A 21,213-nucleotide genomic window follows, 5' to 3' on the forward strand; every position below is an offset into this window, starting at 1 on the left:
CTTCCTCATGAACAAAACACTTCGCCCCCTGCTGGTTCTGTTTGCTGCACTCACGCTCATCACCGGCGTGGCCTACCCTCTGGTGGTCACAGGTGTCGGGCAGGCGGTGTTTCCGCACCAGGCCCATGGCAGCCTTCTCGTACGGGATGGCAAACCCGTGGGCTCTGCATTGATAGGACAGAACTTCTGCGACCCCGGTCACTTCTGGGGCCGCCCCTCTGCCACCAGCCCGTTTGGCAACAACGCCGCAGCGTCCACCGGCTCCAACCTGGGCCCGCTGAACCCCGCGCTGGTGGATGCGGCCAAAGGCCGGCTGGATGCCCTGCGCGCTGCTGACCCGGCCAACACCGCCCCGGTGCCGGTAGAGCTGGTGACCGCCTCTGCCAGCGGGCTGGACCCGCACATCAGCCCTGCTGCGGCGCTGTACCAGCTTCCCCGTGTGGCAGCAGCCCGCAAGCTCGCCCCGGAAACTGTGCGGGCACTGGTATCGCAGTTCACCGAACGCCCGCTGCTGGGTGTCTTGGGCGAGCCCGTGGTGAATGTGCTGCAACTGAACCTGGCGCTTGATGCACACTCCGTGAATGGCAAGCCCAACTGATTCCCGGCCGGACCCGGACGCCCTGCTGGCACAGATGCAAGAGGCCCAGGCCTCGCAGCAGCGCGGCAAGCTGCGCATCTACTTTGGTGCCAACGCGGGTGTGGGCAAGACCTACGCCATGCTCAGCGCGGCCCAACGCGCGCAGCGGGCCGGCCAGCGGGTGCTGGTAGGCGTGGTGGAGACCCATGGCCGCAAGGACACCATGGAGCTGCAGTCCGGGTTGCAGGTACTGCCACTGCAGGAAATTGCTTACCGCGGCCAGGTGCTGCTGGAGCTGGACCTGGATGCCGCCTTGTCGGCCAAGCCGGAGGTACTGCTGGTGGATGAGCTGGCACACAGCAATGCGCCGGGCTCACGCCACCTCAAACGCTGGCAGGACGTACAGGAGCTGCTGAATGCGGGCATCGACGTCTGGACCGCTCTGAACGTACAGCACCTGGAAAGCCTGAACGGCACCGTGGGCGCCATTACCGGGGTGCGCGTCAATGAGACCGTGCCTGACACCGTGCTGGATGGGGCCGATGAAATCGTTCTGGTGGATGTGACGGCGGACGAGCTGCTGGCGCGGCTAAAGGCTGGCAAGGTTTACATCCCGCAGCAGGCCGAGCGCGCCAGCCAGAACTTTTTCCGCAAGGGCAACCTGATTGCGCTGCGCGAAATTGCCCTGCGCCGCACGGCCGAGCATGTGGGCGATGATGTGCGCAGCTACCGCCAGCATCTGGTGCAAACCTCGCGCCAGCAAAGCGCCACGGACCAACCCGCCTGGAACACCTCGGGGGCCCTGCTGGTGTGTGTCGGGCCGCACGCAGGGGCGGAGCATGCCGTGCGCACTGCGGCGCGCTTGGCCGGGCAGCTCAACGTACGCTGGCACGCCGCCTACGTGGAAACGCCTGCCCTGCAGCGGCAGGCCGCGCCGGACCGTGATCGGACGCTGGCCGTGCTCAAGCTGGCGGAAGAGTTGGGAGGCAGCACCGCAGTACTCACCGGCAATGACATCGCCGATGCCTTGTTGCTGCATGCCAAGACATTGAATTGCGCCACCGTGGTCTTGGGGCGCCCAGCCCCGCGGGCCTGGCAAGGCTCGTGGTTCATGCTGCGTCCCACGCTGACGCGCCGGCTCGCATCCCTGGCGCCCACGCTGAACATTGTCGAAGTGGGCTTTACCGAGAGCGTGCGCAAACTGGGCCAGCCGCTGAACCGCAACATGGACACCGAGCCCGTAGCCTTGCCCTGGCGCGAGCAATGGACGAGGTATGTGGGCGCAACACTAGCCTGCATTTTGGCCACCCTGGTCACGCTGCCTTTGCTGCCCTGGTTTGACCTGGCGAACATCGTCATGCTGTTCTTGCTGGGCGTGGTGTTGGTCGCCTTCAAGTTCGGGCGCGGGCCCGCCAGCCTCGCCGCAGTGTTGTCGGTTGCATCGTTTGATTTTTTCTACGTGGAGCCGCGCCTGTCGTTTGCCGTCAGCGACGTGCAATACCTCGTAACGTTTGCCGTGATGCTTGTGGTGGGGCTGTTGATCGGGCAGCTGACGGCCAACCTGCGCTTCTCGGCGCATGTGTCGTCCAGCCGGGAGCGGCGTGCGCAGGCCTTGTTTGAACTCACGCGCGAGCTCTCCGGTGCGCTGCTGACAGAACAGGTCGTTGCGCTCGGCGAGGCGGCCGTGCAACGGACGTTTGGTGGAGCCGCCAAAATCCTGCTCCCCGATGCCTCAGACCAATTGGCCATTCCCACCGCACTGCCGGCCGGCATGGACGAGAGCATTGCAGACTGGGCCTTTCACCGCGCACAGCGTGCCGGTTTGGCGACCTCTACGTTGCCGTCCAACCCCTGGCACTATGTGCCGCTGCAAGCCCCCATGCGCACGCGTGGCGTGCTGGTGCTGCAACCAGCAGAGGCGCGCTGGCTACTCATTCCCGAACAGGTGCAACAACTCGAAACCTTGGCACGGCAAATCGCCATTGCGCTGGAACGTGTGCACTACGTGGAGGTGGCACAGTCAGCCGTCGTGCAGATGGAGTCAGAGCGCTTGCGCAACACTCTGTTGGCGGCCATGTCGCACGATGTGCGGACCCCTCTCACCGCGCTGATGGGTCAAGCCGAGTCTCTGGCGGCATCTGACAACCTGAACCAGGAGCAAAAGGAGCTGGCTGGGTCCATCAGCCAAGAAGCCCGAGAACTCAGCGCCCTGGTCAGCAACCTGCTGGAAATGGCACGGCTCGAAAGTGGACAGGTGGAGTTGCGCGTGGAATGGCAGTCTGTCGAAGAGTTGATCGGAAGTGCTATCCGGGCCGCGCGACATGCCCTGGGTACGGTGAAAGTCAGCGCGCGCATGCCAGATGAATTTCCCCTGGTGGAGTTCGATGCCGGCCTGATGGAGCGGGTCTTGGTTAACCTGTTGGAGAACGCCGTCAAATACGGAACCGGCAGCACGCCCCACACCCCTGCGGTTGAAATCTCTGCGACCACGACCCCGAGCACGCTGGAACTGCGGGTGCGGGACTTCGGCGCCGGGCTGCCCGCGTCGAGCCGCGGGAGGGAGGGCAACCTGTTTGAGAAATTCACACGCGGCGCCAGCGAATCGTCCACACGCGGTGTGGGCTTGGGCCTGGCGATTTGCAAGGCCATCGTCGATGCACACAAAGGGCGCATTGCTGCGCGCAACGCAGAGGGCGGTGGTGCAGAATTCATCGTGACGCTACCGCGCCGGCAGCCGCCCCCCATTGAAACCGATTGACACGTTCCCCAATGTCCAACCCGTCCCCTGTTGCCGTGCTGATTGAAGACGAACCGCAGATTCGGCGCTTTGTGCGCAGTGCGCTGGAAGCCGAAGGCTGGCAGGTGTTTGAAGCGGCCACCGCCCAGCACGGCTTGCGGGATGCAGCAACACGCAAACCAGACCTGCTGGTGCTGGACTTGGGCCTGCCAGACGGCGATGGATTGGAGGTGATTCGTGACGTGCGCAGTTGGTCCGCCGTACCCATCGTGGTGCTTTCGGCGCGCGTGGAGGAGGATGACAAAATTGCGGCCTTGGATGCCGGAGCCGACGATTACCTCACCAAGCCCTTTGGTGTTGGCGAGTTGCTGGCGCGGGTGCGGGCCAATTTGAGACGGCCGCGCAACACGGGAAGCGACGGCCAAGCCGACGAAACGCTGTTTCGATTTGGCGAGGTCGAGGTGGACCGCCAAGCCAGGCTGGTGCGCCGTGCGGGCACCGAGGTGCACCTCACACCCATTGAGTATCGCCTGCTGTTGGTCTTGGTAGCGAACGCCGGCCGGGTGCTAACCCACCGCCAGTTGTTGCGCGAAGTGTGGGGCCCTTCCCATGCTGAGCAGGGGCACTACCTGCGTATCTACATGGGCCATTTACGCCAAAAACTGGAATCGGACCCCAGCCAACCGCAGCATTTGCTCACGGAGACGGGGGTTGGCTACCGGTTGATGAGGTAGGCCGAGCGCCAGGACCAGGCCCTTCTTCGAATTCTGTAGTCCTGTTGGCTCTTTATGCGGCGTAAGAAGTCTGAGCCCGTGGCACCTTGGTGTTTTTGTACAGAATGAATACGGATGCCAAACCGCACATTGCTGCAAAAGTCATCCAGTACCCAGGCGCTGCCTTGTCTCCAGTGACTTCGATCAACCAGGTGGACAGCATGGGCGTGAATCCGCCAAAAATGGCAGTTGCCAGGCTGTATGCCAAGGAGAAGCCAACCGTGCGCACATGGGCCGGCATGACCTCGGTCAGCGCCACAACCGCAGCACCGTTGTAGCTGGCATACATAAAGGACAGCCACAGTTCTGTCACCAGCAGATTCTCGAAGCTGATATTGGCGACCAGCCAGGACATGATGGGATACGCCGTCACTATGGGCAGCAGGGTGAACGTCACCAGAATCTTCTTGCGTCCAATCTTGTCCGACAGAGCGCCCATCACCGGCAGCCAGAAGAAATTCGACATGCCGACACAAAAGGTAGTCAGCAAGCTGTCCGCGGTGCTGAGTTTGAGCACACTTTTGCCGAAGGTGGGCGTGTACACCGTGATGAGGTAGAAGGACACGGTGGTCATCACCACCATCATCATGCCGGCCACGACTACACGCCAGTTACTGCCAATCGATTGCAGGACCTCCTGAAAACTGGGATGGTGCTTGCGTGCCAGAAACTCTTCTGTCTCCTGCAACGATCGCCGGATCACAAAGATCACGGGAACAATCATGCAGCCGATGAAGAACGGAATGCGCCAGCCCCACGCACCAATTTGCTCTGGCGTCAGCCACTGGCTCAATAGGAAGCCAATGATGGCCGAAGCCATGATGGCAACCTGCTGACTGGCGGACTGCCAACTGACGTAAAAGCCCTTGTTGCCCGGCGTAGCCATCTCGGACAAATACACCGATACGCCCCCCAGTTCCACGCCGGCCGAGAAGCCTTGCAGCAGGCGGCCAATCAGAACCAGGATGGGGGCAGCAATGCCTATCGTTGCGTAGCCAGGCACAAAGGCAATCAAAATTGTGCCCAAAGCCATGATGCCCAGTGTGACGATGAGCCCCTTTCGGCGGCCGATGCGGTCGATGTAGCTCCCCAGGATCACGGCGCCCAGCGGCCGCATCAGAAATCCAGCACCAAAGGTTGCGAAGGTGAGGATCAGCGAAGCGTATTCATCATTGCTGGGAAAAAAGGTCTTCGATATGTAGGTGGCGTAGAAGCCGTACAAAAAGAAGTCGAACATTTCCAGAAAATTGCCGCTGGTCACCCGCAACACGGTCGACAGCTTGGATGGCTCTGAATTTTTTGTGTTTGTCATGATGGTGGCCTTCAATATGCAGCGGCAACAGCAGGACTCAAACCTGTCTTGCGGATCAAGGGGGCAGCCTCTGGCGACGCGAGGTAGTCAATCAAGGCTTGGGCTGCGGCGTGCGCTTTGGAACGGGTCACAATGCCCGCCGAAAACGGCGTGAGTTGTTGCGTTTCGGCAGGAATTTCCCCAACGAAATCAATGCCCTGAATCGGCAGCAACTCACTGACCTGCTGGAAGCCCAAGTCAGCGTCCCCGCGTGCCACCACTTGTGCCACGGGCTCGGCCGGAATCATGCGGCTTTTGGCCTTGATTTGGTCCGCGACACCGAGACGCGGGAAGAGAACCTTGGAGAGGTATTCACCACTGGCACTGTCCGAATAGGCAATGGCGCGGGCGTTCAGCAGCGCCTGCTTCAGGCCATCCACCGTTGTGACGTTGGGTTTGGATGCGCCCGCAGGCACAGCAACGCCTATCTTGGAGTTGGCCAGCAGGCGGTGCCCTGCATCTTCCACACTTCCCTGTTGGATCAGTTTGTCCATAGCCTCACCGACCATGATGACCACATCAATGGGTTCGCCACGTTCCAGACGCTTGGGGATGGCGCCACTGGTCTCACCCATGGAGGGGCCCCAAACCGCTACGAGCTTGTGACCGGTGCGTACCTCAAAGTCAGGGGCCAGTGCACGGTAGGCGGCAGCAAAGCCACCGGAGCTGGCCACATGAATTTCATCCGCACTGGCCAACGGCACCACGGGCAGTGCCATGGCAAAGCATAGAAGGCGTGCCAAACCTGCACGACCGAATTCAAACTTCATCTCATCTCCTTTATGTTTTTCGGAACTTGGGAAACGGATGATGCGCACGCGTGATTGGAAAGGCAATTGCATTGATCTGATATATTGATTCGTCATGCGCATCAATACAGATATTGGCGAACTCCAGGCCTTCATCGCTGTCGCCGAGAAGTCGAGCTTCAAGGCTGCTGCAGAGAGTCTCTTCATATCGCAGCCGGCTCTGAGCCGGCGGATCGACAAGCTCGAAAAAGACTTGAAAAGCCGCCTGCTGGAACGAACCACCCGCCGCGTTTCACTCACCGATGCGGGCAGACAGTTTCTGACCCATGCCACTGCCGTCATGGATGAATTGACGCTGGCTTATCAAGGTATTGAGGCGAAGGCCGTAGCCCGCACGGGCAAGGTCAGCATCGCGTGTATTCCCTCGGTAGCAAACCATTTGTTGCCAGCCGTGTTGAAGGACTTTTCCATATCGAACCCAGCAGTGCGGGTCAAGGTCATAGACGAAAGTGCGCAGACCGTTCTGAACAGCGTCATCAGCGGGCACGCCGACTTTGGCCTGAACTTCCTGGGTAGCCAAGAAGTGGAGTTGGACTTCTGGCCTATCCGCACTGAGCGCTACGTTGTCGTGGTTCCCAAAAACCATCCTTTGGCACGCCGCAAGACGGTGGCGTGGCGGTTGCTTGAAAACGCGCCGTTGGTCTCCGTATCCAGCACCAGCGGAAATCGCTTGCTGATTGACAGTGCATTTGCAAAGGCAGCAAAACGCCCCAGCATCCAATACGAAATCAACCATGTCACCGGGGCTATCAACTTGGTGGCAGCAGGGCTCGGTCTGGCCATAGTTCCCGGCTTGGCGCTGGGAAAAGTGCAACACCCCGGGCTGGTTGGCGTGCCGTTGGTAGAGCCAGCCATCACACGCACTCTGGGGCTGATCATGCGCAAAGGTGACAGGCTGCATCCAGCCGCCCGAGTACTGGCGGATACGCTCACCGCTGCGCTGAAGGCCGGGTGAGAACCCGTTCGCGGTCCTTAATTGGGGGCGTAGCGGATTCCCCCCCCTTGCTGCGCTGCTCTCCATTCGCGAAAGACCGGAGCAAAGGCACCTAGACCGCTTTTTTTGAATGGACCGATTCCTTTGGCCCCGCTGAATCGTCTATGCGGGTAGACCAACTCCCAACAGGAATACCACCATGCCCCCCACCATTGCCGTTGATGCCCAACTGACCACCCTGGTCAACGTGTTCCACGTCGCACCCGACCACCGGGATCGCCTCGTCCAGATGCTGAAGGAAGGAACGACCCAGTGGATTTGCAAGATCCCCGGCTTTGTATCCTCGTCCATGCACCTGTCGCGCGACAGCAGCCGTGTGGTGATCTATGGGCAATGGCGCAACACCGAGGCCATAGCCGCCATGCGCGCCCATCCAGAGATGCCTGCATACTTCGAACGCATCAAAGAAATTGCACAGATGGAAGCCATGACCTGCGATGTAACGTCCATCGTTGTCGCCTGAACTTCCAAGGACCCATGACCCAGCCGCCGTTGAACGCTCCTGTAACTTCACATCCAGAAGTGCTTGCGCACGACCTCAAGAACCTCAGGCCACTGCTGCACCGCTACTGCGCGCGCATGGTGGGCTCTGTGATCGACGGCGAAGAGATTGTGCAGGAGGCCTTTCTGCGCGCGCTGGAAGCCGCCCCGCCCGACCGGTCCATCCAGAATCCGCAGGGCTGGCTGTTCCGGATCGCGCACAACCTGGCGCTTGATTTCTTGAGACGCAAGGCCCGTCACAGCCCTTCGCAAAGCGAGGAAGATGTGGACCTGATCCCCGACCCCGTGGACGAGTTGGCACGGCGCGAGGCCACCGCGGCGACATTGCCTGCCTTGATGCAGTTGCCTGCATCGCAGCGCAGCGTGGTGATTCTTTTTGATGTTCTGGAGTACTCGGCGCAAGACATTGGCGAGATTCTGGACATGCAGGTCCCCGCCGTGAAATCCTTGCTGCAGCGGGGCCGCGGTCGGCTGCGTGCCATGTCTGAACTACCGCAAAAAGCGGGGCCACCGGCGCAGCTCTCCGCGGACCAGGCGCAACGGCTGCGCGACTACGTCGCACTGTTCAATGCCCGCGATTTCGATGCTATCCGGGCGATGTTGGCGGCCGACGTGCGTCTGGACCTGGTGAATCGCCTTCAGCTGCAAGGCGCCGCCGTTGGCGAGTACTACACACGGTACGGGCAAACCACGGATTGGCGGGCAGCGCCGGGCATGGTCGAAGGCCACCCCGCAGTCCTGATCTGGCGCGACGGCCATACCCATGTGCAGCCCGACTACTTCGTTCTGCTGGAATGGTCGCATGGCCAGGTGACAAGCATTCGCGACTTTCTGTTTGCCAGCTACGCCATGGCCGATACCCGGCCTTTGCCGCTGTAGACCGGCACCCGCCGCCCTACTCCCGCTTGCGCACAAACAGGCTTTGTGTCGCTCGCCCAATCAGCCCCGCCTCGTCGTACAACGATGACTCGGCCAGGCCGCCACCGTGGCTGGACAGGTGCGTACGGGCGTCCAGGCAGATCCACTCGCCCACCGGGCGGCGCAACAGGTTGATGGTGAGGTCGGAGTTGACGAACACGTGGGTGGACAAATCGAGGATGGCGCTGATGCCATTGCCCGAATCAGCCGCCACCGCCACGCGCTGGTAAGGGCTGGGCTTTTGGCCCTGCACCAGCGGGTAGCTCAGGCGAAACCACACGGCACTGGGCCCCGCAAACATGCGCCCTGCGGCAATGCGGCTCTCCACCAGGTCCGGGTAGCCCAGTTCGCCTTTTGCAAATGGGAACCGCTGCACTTGTGAATCGGCTGGCGCCCTGGGCGCCTTGGGCAACGGGTGGCCGGGCAGGCCCTGTGGAATGTCGACCTCCCCCTCGCGCTGGAACAGGGCGGTCGCGCGGATCAGCTCCTTGCCATCGGCCAGCGCCACGGCCGAGAAGTGCCCGGCGTTGCGGCCCACATAGTCTTCCTGCACCCGCACCTCGATGTCGGCAATCGGCACCGGGCGCAGCAGGTTGGCGGTTAGCCGCGCCATGTGCAACAGGCCGTGGGGTTGCGCCGCAGCTTCCAGCGCGTGGCTGACCAGCGCGATGGGCGGGCCTGCGTGCTGTTGTTGTGGGTGCCAGGGGCCGCGCGTGAGCTGGCTGGCGCGGAATACATGGGCATCCAGCGGCAAAAAGGCGGCAGCGGGTGCTCGTCCGGCTGCAGGTTCAAGCGATTTCGGCATGTCGATCACTCCTCTTTTAATAGCTGCTAGCGCATATTTCACGGGGGCTAGCAGGCTTTTTTCTTCAAAACTACGCCTGCCACACCCCAAACCCGGCTGCACGCAGGCTGATGCCCAGTTCCACCTCCATATCGCGTGCGGCCTCGTAGTGCATGGGGTTGTAGGCCTCGTACAGGTCGGGCAGCAGGCGCAGGCCAAACTCCAGCACGTAGCTGTTCGCCTGGATGCCGGCCTTGTGCTTGTCAAAGCGAATGTCCGGGTCCAGCCCGGTCATGCCCACGTACACGCAGGGCTTGCCGGTGATGTAACCGGGGTTGGCCCGCACGAACTTGGCCTGCTGCAGCACCTGGGGAGACAACTCCACCACATACACATGGTGATGCGCGCGCTTGGCCATGGCTGTCTCCTTGGCGTCTGGCCCGCGTCAGCGCCGCGACACCCAGTACACGCCGGGCAGAATCAGCGCCGCCCCCACCAGGTGGTGCAGACCGAGCGGCTCGCCCAACACACCCCAGGCGGCCACAGCTGCGTACAGCGGCCCCAGGTAGAGCGTGACCGCCACGCGGCTGGCACCTAGCACCTTTTGCGCGGCGCCATAAATCCAGTAGGCCGCCAAGCCAGGCGCCAACGCCGCGGCCAGCACCAGCCAGGTGGCCGCCCACGACCAGGCCGGTGTCTCGGGCAGTTGCGCTTCCCACACCGCACACGGAATCAGCACAAGCACACCGCCCGCACAAATGGCCGCCAGCCGCGCGGTAGGCCCCAGCGGGCTGGGCCACAGTTTTTGCAGCAGCGCATAGGCGGCCCACGCCACCATGGCCGCCACGATCCACGCGTCGCCCACCACCCACTGCACCTGGCCCAGCGCCAGCCACTGGCCTTTGACGATAACGTGCACCACCCCTGCCAGCGCCACCACCACGCCCAGCACCTGTTGCAAGCGAAAGCGCTCGCCCAGCCACAGCACTGCACCCACGGCAATCAGCACGGGCGACGCGGCGTATATCAACGAAATATTCATGGCGCCCGTGGTGCGCGCGCCCAGGTAGACCCAGGCGCCGCAGACCAGCATGCCGCAAAAACCCAGCACCACGTACTGGTGCCATACGGCCCAAATGGCGCTTCGTTGTGTCCACAACTCCTGGCGCGCCACACAACCCAGCAGCACACCCGCAACTGCCCATCGGCCCAGCGCCAGCGCATAAGGGGCAATGGTGCCGGGCGCCCAGCGCGCAACGATGAAGTTCACCGCCCACAGCGCGGGAATCAGCCATAGCCCCAGCAGGGCCCAGCGCTCCTGCTCAAGCCGTGGCAAGCGCAGGGCCCCGGGCGATCTCCATTACCTCGCGGGCCGGCAGGGTCTTGTAGCGGTGGTCGCTCCATACCTGGCGCCACTTGCGTGCACCCGGCATGCCATGGCGCAGACCTAGCATGTGGCGGGCAATGCTGTACCAGGAGGTACCATGCTCCGCAGCCTCGCGCTCCATGTACTCCACCATGGCCAATTCGACGCTATCCCTCGTCAGCTCTGCGCCAGGCGCTCCGAAAAACGTAGCATCCCACTCGGCAAGCCAGAAGGGGTTGTGGTAGGCCTCACGGCCCAGCATCACACCGTTTACATGCTCCAGTTGCTCAGCCACCTGCGCACTGGTGGTGAGCCCGCCGTTGATGGCGATGGTGAGGTGGGGGAAGTCTTGTTTGAGCTGGTGCACCAGTTCGTAGCGCAGCGGCGGTATCTCACGGTTCTCCTTCGGCGAGAGCCCCTTGAGCCAAGCGTTGCGTGCGTGGGCAATGAAGACCGCGCACCCCGCGTCAGCTACGGTGCCCACAAAGTCGCGCACAAAGCCGTAGCCCTCTTCCTTGTCGATGCCAATGCGGTGCTTCACGGTGACGGGAATATCCACCACATCCACCATGGCCTTCACACAGTCCGCAACCAGCGAAGCCTCATTCATCAGGCAGGCGCCAAAAGCCCCGCGCTGCACGCGCTCGCTCGGGCAGCCGCAGTTGATGTTGATTTCGTCGTAGCCCCAGTCCTGGCCCAGCCGGGCAGCCTGCGCCAGATCGGCTGGCTCGCTGCCGCCCAGCTGCAGCGCCACGGGGTGCTCTTCGGCATTGAAGCGCAGGTGGCGCGGTACATCGCCATGGATGAGCGCGCCGGTGGTCACCATCTCGGTGTAGAGCAGCGCGTGGCGGCTCAGCAAGCGGTGGAAGTAGCGGCAGTGGCGGTCCGTCCAGTCCATCATGGGGGCGACGGACAGGCGCCAGGGGCTCAACGCAGACGTGGGGGTGCCGGACAGAGGCAAGACAGAAGACATGGAACGGATTATCCCAGCCCGGCCTTGACCCGGCAGTGGCCAGGTCCTTACAGGGAGGCCTGAACCCGGTTGCGACCGTTTTGCTTGGCTTGGTAGAGCGCCTGGTCGGCCCGCTCCACCAGCACCACGGGCGAAGTATTGGGATCCGCCATGGCACCACCCACACTGACGGTGAGCGGACGGTGCAGGCCGGTCAAGGCCTGCACCGCCAAGCGGATGCGCTCGGCCACGGCGCGCATGTCTGCAATCTGGGTGTCGGGCAGCACCACCCCAAACTCTTCCCCGCCATAGCGGGCCACATGGTCATAGGCCCGGGCTTGTGACTTGATGGCCGCGGCCACTGCCTGCAGGGCCTTGTCACCGGCTTGGTGACCATACTGGTCGTTGTAGGCCTTGAAGTGGTCCACGTCCACCATCAACAGCGCCAGACCCGAACGTGTGCGCAAAAACCGCTCGTACTCGTTGGCCAGCGTGCGGTCAAACGCGCGGCGGTTTTTCAGGTTGGTCAGGGCGTCGGTCAGGGTTTGCTCGGTCAGCGTGTGGTTTTCTGCCTCCAGCTGCTTTTCATGTGACTCCAGCTCCTGCTGGCGCAGCAACTGGGCGCGGGTCAGCATTTTGAGCTCGGCATTGGCGCGGCGCAGGGCCAGCAGCTGCACCACCTGGCGAGACAGCGCCTTGAGGGCGTTGGCCTGGGCTTCGGTCAGCTTACGGGGCACCCGGTCAATGACACACACGGTACCCAGCGCCGCACCCGACGGGGTGACCAGGGGTGCACCTGCATAGAAGCGGATCTCCGGGCCACCGGTGACCAGCGGGTTGTCGACAAACCGCGGGTCTTCCAGCGCATTGGGCACCTCCATCAGCTGGTCGGGGTTGGTAATGGCATGGGAGCAAAACGCGATGCCACGCGGGGTTTCCATGTCGTTGAGGCCGACCCTGGCCTTGAACCACTGGCGGTCTTCGTCAATCAGGGAGATGAGTGCAATCGGGGTGTCGCAGATGAAGGCAGCCAGGCTGACCACATCGTCATAGGCCTGCTCTGGGGGGGTATCCAGGATCCCTAGGCCATGCAACTCCAAGAGCCGCAAGGCTTCGGTCGTGTGGGCAGCACTGTCCATATGAGGCACCGTCCTTGGGGAGTGAGTCGGAGCGCAGTCAAATAGTCACGCACCATGGGGCCTGATTGTGCACCAGACCCATCCACAAAGCCCATGCCGAACTGGCCGCCAAAGCGGCCCCGGCCAGACGCACACCCCACTGCCCATCCCCCAGCTGTCCGCCGCGCAAGCGCAACCATAACCAGGGCCCCAGCAGCATGGTCACCGAGGTACCGGCGGCAAACAGCGCCATCACCCCGGCGCCCGCCAGCACATCCCCCGCCAGTGCAGCCACCAGCAGCGCGGAATACAGCAGCCCACAGGGCAACAAGGCCCACAGCATGCCCAGAAACAGGGGCGCACCACGGCCCCAGCGCAGGCCCAGGCTGCGGGTACGCCGCCACACGGCACCGGCGCCGGCCTGCAACCACAGCGGCTGACGCGCCTGCCACAGCAGCAGCAAGCCCAGCACCAGCGCGGCCACATGCACCATGGACCACACCGGGCGCAGCGCCGCACTTTGCACCGTGAGCCAGCCCAGGCCCTGCATGGACGCAGCCGCCAACGCGCCCAGCGCAGAGTAGCCCAGCACACGACCGAATTGAAACCCGAGGAGCGCAGAGGCTTGGCGCGGACCGGCCGCCTGCCCGATGCCGGCACAGGCGGCACCACACATGGCCACACAGTGGGGGCCACCCACCAGGCCCATCATCAGGGCGGTGAGCGCCAGAGAAGCTTGCATCCGGCGATGCTAAATGATCTTGGAAAAGCGGGCGCGGGTACGGTCCGTCTGCAGGTACTTGTCAAACACCATGGCCACCGCACGCACAAAGAACCAGCCCTGTGCGGTGACCTGGATGCCGCTGTCATCCACCGTCACCAAGCCCTGCTCCACCAAGGTTTCCAGGGCTTTCATTTCGGCGGCAAAGTAGCTTTTGAACTCCACCAGAAAGGCCAGGTTGATGGACTCGAACTGCAGCTGGCCCTGGCACATCAGCGCCATGATGACGGCGCGGCGCACCAGGTCATCGCGGGTGACGGCCAGGCCGCGCACTACGGGGAAGCGGCCCTGGTCCAGGTAGTCGTAATACTCGTCCAGCGTCTTGGCGTTTTGGCTGTAGGTGGCGCCAATGCGGCCAATGGCGGACACGCCCAGCGCGATCAGGTCGCAATCGGGCTGGGTGCTGTAACCCTGGAAATTGCGGTGCAAGCGCCCCTGCCGCTTGGCCACGGCCAAAGCGTCTCCCGGCAAGGCAAAGTGGTCCATGCCCACGTACACGTACCCCGCGCCCATGAAGGCTTCGAGCGAGCGCGACAGCATGGATACCTTGGAGGCCGCACTGGGCAGGGCCACCGTGGCAATGCGCCGCTGCGGCTTGAAACGCTCGGGCAAATGGGCGTAGGCGTACAGCGCAATGCGGTCGGGCCGAAGCTGGTTTACCTGGGCCAGGGTGCGGTCAAAGGACTCAGGGCTTTGCTGGGGCAGTCCGTAGATCAAATCCACATTGATCGATTCAAAACCCCGGGCGCGCGCGGCTTCCACCAGCGCAAACACCTGGTCGGCAGGCTGCACGCGGTGCACTGCCTTCTGCACCGCAGGGTCAAAGTCCTGCACGCCAAAGCTCAGGCGGTTGAAACCCAGCTCGGCCAGGGTGTCCAACCGTTGTGGATCGATGGTGCGGGGATCCACCTCAATGGAGTATTCGCCACCAGGCACTAGGTTGAAGTTGCGCCGCAGCATGCCCATGAGCTCGCCCAGCTCGGCGTCGTTCAAGAACGTGGGGCTGCCGCCGCCCAGATGCAGCTGGCTGACGGTCTGCCCCCGGCCGATGACGGCGGTGTGCAGGTCCACCTCGCGGCTCAGGTAGCGCAGATACGGCGCGGCGCGATCGTGGTGTTTGGTGATTATTTTGTTGCAGGCGCAGTAGTAGCACAGCGACTCGCAGAACGGAATATGCACGTACAGGGACAGCGGCAGCGCCAGCGCGGCGGCCCCGCTACGGCGCTGTGACAGTGCTTGGGCATAGTCTTCGGCGGTAAAAGCCTCTACAAAGCGGTCTGCAGTGGGGTACGAGGTGTAACGCGGCCCTGAAACGTCAAATCGGGTCAACAATCCTTCGGGTACAGAGGTGGGTTCGGCGACTGCGTTCATGAATGCTCCATCTAACGCAGCAACTGTGACGCAAACGCCGGACCCTGCACTTGATCCAAATCAAGTCGCACGCGCTTGGCTAGGCGGATAATTGACTTGCATCAGGGGAACACCATGTTTGAAACAACTTTGCGGACCGGAAAACCAGGCGAGGCCCAAACGCCCATCGCCATCACGCCTGTGTCTACGGCGCCTCTAAGCCCGCAGACCATCAAAGTGGCGTGCTCCAATTGCAATTTGCGGGAACTGTGCATGCCCCTGGGCTTGAGCCCCAGCGAGCTGGACCGCATCGATGACGTAGTGGCCAGCCGGCGCAAGGTCAAGCGTGGCGACACCCTGTTTCGCAGTGGCGAGCGCTTTACCAGCCTGTACGCTATTCGCACTGGCTTTTTCAAAACCTGCGTGGCCTCGGAAGATGGCCGTGACCAGGTGACCGGCTTTCAAATGGCCGGCGAGGTCATTGGGCTGGATGGCATCGTGAGCGAGCGCCACAGCTGCGATGCGGTTGCACTGGAAGACGCAGAGGTCTGCGTCATGCCGTTTGAGCGCATTGAAGAACTCTCCCGCGAAGTGAATGCGCTGCAGCGCCATGTGCACAAGATCATGAGCCGCGAGATCGTGCGTGAGAACGGGGTCATGCTGCTGCTGGGCAGCATGCGGGCCGAGGAGCGCCTGGCGGCATTTTTGCTGAACCTGGTGCAGCGTCTGCATGCTCGGGGGTTCTCGCAATCCGAGCTGGTGTTGCGCATGACGCGCGAAGAAATTGGCAGCTATCTGGGCCTGAAGCTGGAGACTGTGAGCCGCACGTTCTCCAAGTTCGTGGACGACGGCATTGTGGAAGTGAAGCAGCGGCATGTGCGCATCATCAACACCGATGCGCTCAAGGACATTGTCAACCCCAAGGTCTGCAACTAAGCCTTATTCGTTGACTTCAGCCGCACTCAGGCTGAGCACGGCGGTGAGGCCGCTGGACAGCGATGTCACCGCCCAAAACGTGAAGAAAGCCAAGGTATAGACGCCCTTGCGAGGCAGCTCCAAGGGCAGTCCCAGCCACTGCAGATCCTGCGGATCCACGACGGCGAAAACAAAAATCTCCAGCACGCAGGCCATCAAAAAAGCCGGCCAGACGATGGCCATCCATTTGCCGCGCATAGGACTCCTTTCAGGCCCCGGTCAGGGCGCCTTGGGTGCCGCGATGGGATCTGCTACCCCGGTCGCTGCGTGGTTGCGGGCCTTCATGGCGGGCGCCAGGCTTTGCGGGGTATCCGCCAGGGTGCGGTTGATCTCCACACCGTTTTGGTAGTAGTTCTCGTCCACCAGTGGGTCCGAGCCCACTGCAGCCAGATAGAACGTAAAGAAGCTGGCGATGACCACGGTCAGCGGGCCTGAGACGACCAGCCACACATGGCCAAATTGCCACCAGGGACGGGAATCAACAGCTGCGGGATTGGACATGAAAATCTCCTTAACGGGGAACAATGAACACAGATTTTTCGGTAACACGGGCACCGTCCTGCTCGGCGGTTACCGTGAAATGGATGGGGTGCGAACCTGCTGCTGCACCTTCGTACGGCAACTGCACCCGCACGGCGACCCAGCGTGACTGCGTGGCGTCAATTTCGACGGCGGGCTCTGAAGCCACGGCCAGCCCTGGCAGTCCCTCCACCGCAATCTGAAAGCGCTGCGATGTCTCGGTCGCATTCATCACCTGCAGGCGGAACACGTTTTCAATACGACCGCCTGAGGCAATCCGCGCCAGCGCACCGCGATCCCGCTCCACGTCAACCTTGAAGCCGGGTCGCAAGTACAAACTGACCAGCATGGCCACGACCACCGCTCCCAGAATGCCGGTATATACCAGCACGCGGGGGCGCAGCACATGGCGCCAGGTCTGGGCGGGGGTCCAATGCTGGCTCACGGCATTTTGGGTGGAGTACTTCACCAGCCCGAGCGCATAGCCCATCTTGTCCATCACCGTGTCGCACACATCGGCACAAGCGCCACAGCCTATGCACTCGTACTGCAGCCCATTGCGGATGTCGATGCCCGTGGGGCACACCTGCACACACAAACTGCAGTCCACACAGGCACCCAGGTTCAGGGCGGCGGGATCGGCTTTTTTGGACCGCGCTCCCCGCGGCTCGCCACGCTCCTGGTCATAGGTCACCACTAGCGTGTCTTTGTCAAACATGGCGCTCTGGAAGCGCGCATAGGGACACATGTACTTGCACACCTGCTCGCGCAGAAAACCGGCGTTGCCATAGGTGGCAAAGCCGTAGAACAAAACCCAGAAAATTTCCCAGGGACCCAACGTCAACGCCAGCACTTCATGGGACAGTGCGTGGATGGGCGTGAAATAGCCCACAAAGGTGAAGCCGGTCCACAACGCCACGCCAATCCACAAGCACTGTTTGGCCGTTTTGCGCAGCAGCTTTTCGGGGGTCCACGGTCCGGCATCGCGGCGCATACGGGCCGAGCGGTCGCCCTCGGTGAGCTTCTCCAACCAAAGGAAGATCTCCGTGTAGACAGTTTGCGGGCAGGCATAACCACACCACAGGCGGCCCGCCACGGCGGTGAACAGGAACAGCCCCAGTGCAGAGATGACCAGCAAGCCGGTAAGGTAAACAAAGTCCTGCGGGTACAGCACCAAGTTAAAAATGAAGAAGCGCCGCGCGCCCAAGTCAAACAACACAGCTTGGCGCTGGCCCCATTCCAACCAGGGCAGACCGTAGAAGACCAACTGCGTCAGGAACACGCAGGCCCAGCGCCAGCGCGAGAAGAAGCCCGTCACGCTGCGCGGATAGATCTTCTTATGCGCCTCGTACAGGGCGACCATCTCCGCGTCGGCCCCTTCAGGCGGCGCAATCGGCCCCTTGTCAGGCGACACGGCGATAGGGATCACCTTGTTGTGCGGGGCGTTGGCGGAGGGGTTCAAGCGGATTCCTGACAAAAGCCTTTACTTGGCTGCGGCCCCGTTGGACAAGCCCCAAACATACGAAGCGAGCACCTTGATCTGCTCAGGGCTGAACTTCTCACCCTGGGCGGGCATCTGATTGATCTTGCCGTTGTTGACCATGGAGATGATGGCGTTCTCGCCGTAGCCGTGCAGCCAGATATCGTCCGTGAGGTTGGGAGCGCCCAGTGCCTGGTTGCCCTTGCCGTCCGGTCCGTGGCAGGCAGCGCACGCTGCAAACTTGGACTTGCCCAGGGCGGCGCGCACCGAGTCGTGCGGGCTGCCCGACAGGCTCAGCACGTAGTTGGCCACGTTTTTCACATCATCCGGCGTGCCCACTGCAGCAGCCATGGGAGGCATCTGACCTACGCGTCCCAGCGTGATGGTCTCGATGATCTTGTCCGGTGTACCGCCATGCAACCAGTCGGAATCGGTCAGGTTGGGGAAACCCTTGGAACCGTGCGCGTCCGACCCGTGGCACTGGGCGCAGTTGTTCATGAACAGCCGTTCACCGATGGCGTGGGCCTGGGGATCCTTGGCGATGTCTTCGGGCTTCATGGTGGCAAACTTGGCATACAGAGGTGCAACCTCCTGGTTGCCCTTCTCGACCTCGGCCTGGTACTGGCTGGCCTGGGTCCAACCCAGCTTGCCCGCAAAGTTGCCCAGACCCGGGTAGAGCGCCAGGTAGACCCCGGCAAACACCAAGGTGATGACGAACAGCCACACCCACCAGCGCGGCAGCGGATTGTTCATCTCGCGCAGGTCACCGTCCCACACGTGGCCGGTGGTGTTGTCGTTCGCGGTCATGGCTTTGGCCTTGCCACTAAACCACAACAACAGCAAGCACGCCACGATGCCGACCACCGTGATGGCTGCTACATAAACAGACCAGAAGTTGTTCGTAAAGTCACTCATCTTGATTCCTTGTTCGGGTCAGTCCTGCTCGAAAGGCAGGTTGGCAGCTTCTTCAAAGTCCGCAGACCGATTGCGCGACCAAGCCCACCAGACGATGCCAATGAACAGCACAAAACTGACCACCGTGGTCAACGAGCGCAGGGTATTGATATCCATGTTGTGCTCCTCGTGGCTTACTTGAGAGCCAGGCCCAGGGACTGCAGGTAGGCGATGGTCGCCTCCAGCTCGGTCTTGCCCTTGACATCAGCAGTGGCCTTGGCGATTTCTTCGTCCGTGTAGGGCACGCCCACCTTGCGCAGGGCCGTCATGTGGCTAGGCAGGCTCTCTGCGTCCACCAGGGTCTTTTCCAGCCAGGGGTAAGGTGGCATGTTGGACTCAGGCACCAGGTCACGCGGGTTGGTCAGGTGGATGCGGTGCCATTCATCGCTGTATTTGCCGCCCACGCGCGCCAGGTCGGGTCCGGTGCGCTTGCTGCCCCACTGGAAGGGGTGGTCGTACACCGACTCGCCCGCCACCGAGTAGTGGCCGTATCGTAGGGTTTCGGCACGGAAAGGGCGGATCATCTGCGAGTGGCAGTTGTAGCAACCTTCACGGGTGTAGATGTCGCGCCCGGCCAGTTGCAGCGCGGTGTAGGGTTTGATGCCCTTGATGGGCTCGGTGGTGGACTTCTGGAAGAACAAGGGCACGATTTCCACCATGCCGCCAACCAGCAGCACCAGCAGGATCAGCACAATCATCAGAAAGTTGTTGGTCTCTACTTTCTCATGCGAGAGACCGGATTTGGGTGTTGGGTTTGTCATGTGAATAGCCTCTCAAGCGTGTGCGACGGCTGCAGGAATGTTGACGGCCACCGCACGCCCCGCGGTTGCGGTCTTCAGCGTGTTCCACAGCATGATCAGCATGCCGCCCAGGTACAACAGGCCACCCATCAGGCGCAGCACATAGAAGGGATAGGTTGCCTTCACCGATTCCACAAAGGTGTAGGTCAGTGTTCCGTCGGGGTTGATGGCGCGCCACATCAGGCCCTGCATCACACCGGCAATCCACATCGCGGCGATATAGATCACGATGCCGATGGTGGCAGTCCAGAAGTGCAACTCAATCGCCTTGACGCTGTACATCTGCTTTTGACCGAACAGGCGGGGAATCAGGTAGTACATGGAACCCATGGTCACCAAGCCCACCCAGCCCAGGGCACCGGAGTGCACGTGGCCAATGGTCCAGTCGGTGTAGTGGCTCAGGGCGTTCACTGTCTTGATGGACATCATGGGGCCCTCGAACGTGGACATGCCGTAGAACGACAGCGACACGATCAGGAAGCGCAGGATGGGGTCGTCACGCAGCTTGTGCCATGCGCCGCTCAAGGTCATGATGCCGTTGATCATGCCGCCCCAGCTGGGCGCCAGCAGGATCAGGGAGAAGACCATACCGACGGACTGGGTCCAGTCGGGCAAGGCGGTGTAATGCAAGTGGTGAGGACCTGCCCACATGTAGGTGAAGATCAGCGCCCAGAAGTGGACGATGGACAGGCGGTAGCTGTAGACAGGGCGCTCGGCCTGCTTGGGAATGAAGTAGTACATCATGCCCAGGAAGCCCGCGGTGAGGAAAAAGCCCACGGCATTGTGGCCGTACCACCACTGCACCATGGCGTCCTGCACACCGGCATAGGCCGAGTAGCTCTTCATCCAACCCGCAGGAACCGCTGCACTGTTCACCAGGTGCAGGATGGCCACCGCCAGAATGAACGCGCCAAAGAACCAGTTGGCCACATAGATGTGCTTGACCTTGCGGGTGCCAATGGTGCCGAAGAACACGATGGCAAACGACACCCAGACCAGGGTAATCAAAATGTCAATGGGCCACTCCAGTTCCGCGTATTCCTTGCCCTGGGTGTAGCCCAACGGCAAGGAAATGGCGGCGGCCACAATGACCAACTGCCAGCCCCAGAAGGTAAAGGCCGCCAGCTTGTCGCCGAACAAGCGTACCTGGCAGGTGCGCTGCGCGACGTAGTAGGCCGATGCAAAGAGACCGCAACCGCCAAACGCAAAAATCACTGCGTTGGTGTGCAGGGGACGCAAGCGTCCGTAGGTCAGCCAGGGAATACCGAAGTTCAGTTCGGGCCAGGCGAGCTGGGCGGCGATGATCACCCCCACCAGCATGCCGACCACGCCCCACACCACGGTCATGATGGCGAACTGGCGCACAACGGTGTCGTTGTACACGGTCGCCTGTTGATTTGGAAATGCCATTGGTACCTCTTCTTGGATAACTGCTAAGCGAGTGTCAGTCCGGGCGCTGGTGCCTGGGTTGACC

At 62.0% G+C, this 21,213-nt stretch carries 23 protein-coding genes; 7 read left to right on the forward strand and 16 right to left on the reverse strand.

The annotated features are described in order from the left end of the window. Positions 1-7 precede the first annotated feature (7 nt). The 3 genes from kdpC to kdpE are packed head-to-tail and all read left to right on the forward strand — an operon-like array spanning position 8 to position 4,048. Entirely contained in the window at positions 8-598 is a 591-nt protein-coding gene (gene kdpC, locus AC07OE_RS05495) for a potassium-transporting ATPase subunit KdpC (protein WP_495069550.1), read from the forward strand. Next, positions 582-3,335, forward strand: a complete 2,754-nt coding sequence (locus tag AC07OE_RS05500) for a DUF4118 domain-containing protein (RefSeq protein ID WP_495069551.1) — start codon at positions 582-584, stop codon at positions 3,333-3,335. Before kdpC ends, AC07OE_RS05500 begins: the two co-directional genes overlap by 17 nt. Positions 3,336-3,346: 11 nt before the next feature. After that, positions 3,347-4,048: a two-component system response regulator KdpE gene (gene kdpE / locus AC07OE_RS05505; RefSeq protein ID WP_495069552.1), complete on the forward strand. Its 702-nt coding sequence runs from the start codon at positions 3,347-3,349 to the stop codon at positions 4,046-4,048. Positions 4,049-4,100: 52 nt separating this feature from the next. Here kdpE and AC07OE_RS05510 read toward each other — a convergent pair whose 3' ends face one another. After that, positions 4,101-5,399, reverse strand: coding sequence for an MFS transporter (locus tag AC07OE_RS05510; protein WP_495069553.1), 1,299 nt, complete (start codon positions 5,397-5,399; stop codon positions 4,101-4,103). Between the two features lie 11 nt (positions 5,400-5,410). After that, positions 5,411-6,208: a molybdate ABC transporter substrate-binding protein gene (gene modA, locus AC07OE_RS05515; RefSeq protein WP_495069554.1), complete on the reverse strand. Its 798-nt coding sequence runs from the start codon at positions 6,206-6,208 to the stop codon at positions 5,411-5,413. 94 nt (positions 6,209-6,302) lie between these two features. Between modA and AC07OE_RS05520 the strand changes: the two genes are divergently transcribed. The 3 genes from AC07OE_RS05520 (at position 6,303) to AC07OE_RS05530 (ending at position 8,621) form a co-directional block, all read left to right on the forward strand. Next, complete coding sequence (locus tag AC07OE_RS05520) at positions 6,303-7,202, forward strand: LysR family transcriptional regulator (RefSeq protein WP_495069555.1); 900 nt, start codon at positions 6,303-6,305, stop codon at positions 7,200-7,202. 178 nt (positions 7,203-7,380) lie between these two features. After that, positions 7,381-7,704, forward strand: coding sequence for a putative quinol monooxygenase (locus tag AC07OE_RS05525; RefSeq protein WP_495069556.1), 324 nt, complete (start codon positions 7,381-7,383; stop codon positions 7,702-7,704). A 14-nt stretch (positions 7,705-7,718) separates the two neighbouring features. Beyond that, positions 7,719-8,621: a sigma-70 family RNA polymerase sigma factor gene (locus AC07OE_RS05530; RefSeq protein ID WP_495069557.1), complete on the forward strand. Its 903-nt coding sequence runs from the start codon at positions 7,719-7,721 to the stop codon at positions 8,619-8,621. Between the two features lie 16 nt (positions 8,622-8,637). Here the strand turns inward: AC07OE_RS05530 and AC07OE_RS05535 are convergent, their stop codons facing one another. The 7 genes from AC07OE_RS05535 to hemN form a co-directional block, all read right to left on the reverse strand. Next, complete coding sequence (locus tag AC07OE_RS05535) at positions 8,638-9,465, reverse strand: thioesterase family protein (RefSeq protein WP_495069558.1); 828 nt, start codon at positions 9,463-9,465, stop codon at positions 8,638-8,640. 70 nt (positions 9,466-9,535) lie between these two features. After that, on the reverse strand, positions 9,536-9,862 hold the full coding sequence (locus tag AC07OE_RS05540) for a hypothetical protein (protein ID WP_495069559.1): 327 nt from the start codon (positions 9,860-9,862) through the stop codon (positions 9,536-9,538). A gap of 27 nt (positions 9,863-9,889) precedes the next feature. Then, the gene (locus AC07OE_RS05545) at positions 9,890-10,780 is read right to left on the reverse strand and encodes a DMT family transporter (RefSeq protein ID WP_495069560.1); all 891 of its coding nucleotides are present in this window, start codon (positions 10,778-10,780) and stop codon (positions 9,890-9,892) included. Beyond that, positions 10,767-11,783, reverse strand: a complete 1,017-nt coding sequence (gene dusA / locus AC07OE_RS05550) for a tRNA dihydrouridine(20/20a) synthase DusA (protein ID WP_495069561.1) — start codon at positions 11,781-11,783, stop codon at positions 10,767-10,769. Before dusA ends, AC07OE_RS05545 begins: the two co-directional genes overlap by 14 nt. 47 nt (positions 11,784-11,830) lie before the next feature. Beyond that, the gene (locus tag AC07OE_RS05555) at positions 11,831-12,901 is read right to left on the reverse strand and encodes a sensor domain-containing diguanylate cyclase (protein ID WP_495069562.1); all 1,071 of its coding nucleotides are present in this window, start codon (positions 12,899-12,901) and stop codon (positions 11,831-11,833) included. 37 nt (positions 12,902-12,938) lie between these two features. Continuing rightward, a complete protein-coding gene (locus AC07OE_RS05560; RefSeq protein WP_495069563.1) occupies positions 12,939-13,622 on the reverse strand; it encodes a sulfite exporter TauE/SafE family protein in 684 nt (227 codons plus the stop codon). Between the two features lie 9 nt (positions 13,623-13,631). After that, complete coding sequence (gene hemN, locus AC07OE_RS05565) at positions 13,632-15,032, reverse strand: oxygen-independent coproporphyrinogen III oxidase (protein ID WP_495069564.1); 1,401 nt, start codon at positions 15,030-15,032, stop codon at positions 13,632-13,634. A gap of 114 nt (positions 15,033-15,146) precedes the next feature. On the opposite strand from hemN, the gene fnr reads away from it, so the two are divergent. Further along, positions 15,147-15,947, forward strand: a complete 801-nt coding sequence (gene fnr / locus AC07OE_RS05570) for a fumarate/nitrate reduction transcriptional regulator Fnr (protein ID WP_495069565.1) — start codon at positions 15,147-15,149, stop codon at positions 15,945-15,947. Between the two features lie 3 nt (positions 15,948-15,950). Here fnr and AC07OE_RS05575 read toward each other — a convergent pair whose 3' ends face one another. The 7 genes from AC07OE_RS05575 to ccoN are packed head-to-tail and all read right to left on the reverse strand — an operon-like array spanning position 15,951 to position 21,149. Further along, the gene (locus AC07OE_RS05575) at positions 15,951-16,184 is read right to left on the reverse strand and encodes a hypothetical protein (RefSeq protein WP_495069566.1); all 234 of its coding nucleotides are present in this window, start codon (positions 16,182-16,184) and stop codon (positions 15,951-15,953) included. A 21-nt stretch (positions 16,185-16,205) separates the two neighbouring features. Next, positions 16,206-16,487, reverse strand: a complete 282-nt coding sequence (locus AC07OE_RS05580; RefSeq protein ID WP_495069567.1) for a FixH family protein — start codon at positions 16,485-16,487, stop codon at positions 16,206-16,208. A 10-nt stretch (positions 16,488-16,497) separates the two neighbouring features. After that, on the reverse strand, positions 16,498-17,967 hold the full coding sequence (gene ccoG / locus AC07OE_RS05585) for a cytochrome c oxidase accessory protein CcoG (protein ID WP_495069568.1): 1,470 nt from the start codon (positions 17,965-17,967) through the stop codon (positions 16,498-16,500). Between the two features lie 21 nt (positions 17,968-17,988). Beyond that, positions 17,989-18,900, reverse strand: a complete 912-nt coding sequence (gene ccoP / locus AC07OE_RS05590) for a cytochrome-c oxidase, cbb3-type subunit III (protein WP_495069569.1) — start codon at positions 18,898-18,900, stop codon at positions 17,989-17,991. A gap of 18 nt (positions 18,901-18,918) precedes the next feature. Further along, positions 18,919-19,056 (reverse strand): cbb3-type cytochrome oxidase subunit 3, encoded by a 138-nt coding sequence (locus tag AC07OE_RS05595; protein ID WP_495069570.1) that lies wholly within the window; start codon positions 19,054-19,056, stop codon positions 18,919-18,921. Positions 19,057-19,073: 17 nt separating this feature from the next. Further along, entirely contained in the window at positions 19,074-19,700 is a 627-nt protein-coding gene (gene ccoO, locus AC07OE_RS05600) for a cytochrome-c oxidase, cbb3-type subunit II (protein WP_495069571.1), read from the reverse strand. Positions 19,701-19,712: 12 nt separating this feature from the next. Beyond that, positions 19,713-21,149 carry a cytochrome-c oxidase, cbb3-type subunit I gene (gene ccoN / locus AC07OE_RS05605; protein ID WP_495069572.1) on the reverse strand — a complete coding sequence of 479 codons (1,437 nt, stop codon included), beginning with the start codon at positions 21,147-21,149 and terminating at the stop codon, positions 19,713-19,715. Positions 21,150-21,213 lie beyond the last annotated feature (64 nt).

It is taken from the genome of Rhodoferax sp. GW821-FHT09E07 (assembly GCF_059416145.1).

Excerpts from the sequence above, each read along its gene's own strand:
- hemN (WP_495069564.1), bottom strand. The coding sequence starts at position 15,032 with ATGAACGCAGTCGCCGAACCCACCTCTGTACCCGAAGGATTGTTGACC.
- AC07OE_RS05520 (WP_495069555.1), top strand. The coding sequence starts at position 6,303 with ATGCGCATCAATACAGATATTGGCGAACTCCAGGCCTTCATCGCTGTC.
- ccoN (WP_495069572.1), bottom strand. The coding sequence starts at position 21,149 with ATGGCATTTCCAAATCAACAGGCGACCGTGTACAACGACACCGTTGTG.
- AC07OE_RS05575 (WP_495069566.1), bottom strand. The coding sequence starts at position 16,184 with ATGCGCGGCAAATGGATGGCCATCGTCTGGCCGGCTTTTTTGATGGCC.
- AC07OE_RS05535 (WP_495069558.1), bottom strand. The coding sequence starts at position 9,465 with ATGCCGAAATCGCTTGAACCTGCAGCCGGACGAGCACCCGCTGCCGCC.
- AC07OE_RS05580 (WP_495069567.1), bottom strand. The coding sequence starts at position 16,487 with ATGTCCAATCCCGCAGCTGTTGATTCCCGTCCCTGGTGGCAATTTGGC.
- AC07OE_RS05510 (WP_495069553.1), bottom strand. The coding sequence starts at position 5,399 with ATGACAAACACAAAAAATTCAGAGCCATCCAAGCTGTCGACCGTGTTG.
- modA (WP_495069554.1), bottom strand. The coding sequence starts at position 6,208 with ATGAAGTTTGAATTCGGTCGTGCAGGTTTGGCACGCCTTCTATGCTTT.
- kdpC (WP_495069550.1), top strand. The coding sequence starts at position 8 with ATGAACAAAACACTTCGCCCCCTGCTGGTTCTGTTTGCTGCACTCACG.
- ccoP (WP_495069569.1), bottom strand. The coding sequence starts at position 18,900 with ATGAGTGACTTTACGAACAACTTCTGGTCTGTTTATGTAGCAGCCATC.
- AC07OE_RS05595 (WP_495069570.1), bottom strand. The coding sequence starts at position 19,056 with ATGGATATCAATACCCTGCGCTCGTTGACCACGGTGGTCAGTTTTGTG.
- AC07OE_RS05525 (WP_495069556.1), top strand. The coding sequence starts at position 7,381 with ATGCCCCCCACCATTGCCGTTGATGCCCAACTGACCACCCTGGTCAAC.
- AC07OE_RS05540 (WP_495069559.1), bottom strand. The coding sequence starts at position 9,862 with ATGGCCAAGCGCGCGCATCACCATGTGTATGTGGTGGAGTTGTCTCCC.
- AC07OE_RS05560 (WP_495069563.1), bottom strand. The coding sequence starts at position 13,622 with ATGCAAGCTTCTCTGGCGCTCACCGCCCTGATGATGGGCCTGGTGGGT.
- ccoO (WP_495069571.1), bottom strand. The coding sequence starts at position 19,700 with ATGACAAACCCAACACCCAAATCCGGTCTCTCGCATGAGAAAGTAGAG.
- kdpE (WP_495069552.1), top strand. The coding sequence starts at position 3,347 with ATGTCCAACCCGTCCCCTGTTGCCGTGCTGATTGAAGACGAACCGCAG.
- AC07OE_RS05530 (WP_495069557.1), top strand. The coding sequence starts at position 7,719 with ATGACCCAGCCGCCGTTGAACGCTCCTGTAACTTCACATCCAGAAGTG.
- fnr (WP_495069565.1), top strand. The coding sequence starts at position 15,147 with ATGTTTGAAACAACTTTGCGGACCGGAAAACCAGGCGAGGCCCAAACG.
- AC07OE_RS05500 (WP_495069551.1), top strand. The coding sequence starts at position 582 with ATGGCAAGCCCAACTGATTCCCGGCCGGACCCGGACGCCCTGCTGGCA.
- AC07OE_RS05555 (WP_495069562.1), bottom strand. The coding sequence starts at position 12,901 with ATGGACAGTGCTGCCCACACGACCGAAGCCTTGCGGCTCTTGGAGTTG.
- dusA (WP_495069561.1), bottom strand. The coding sequence starts at position 11,783 with ATGTCTTCTGTCTTGCCTCTGTCCGGCACCCCCACGTCTGCGTTGAGC.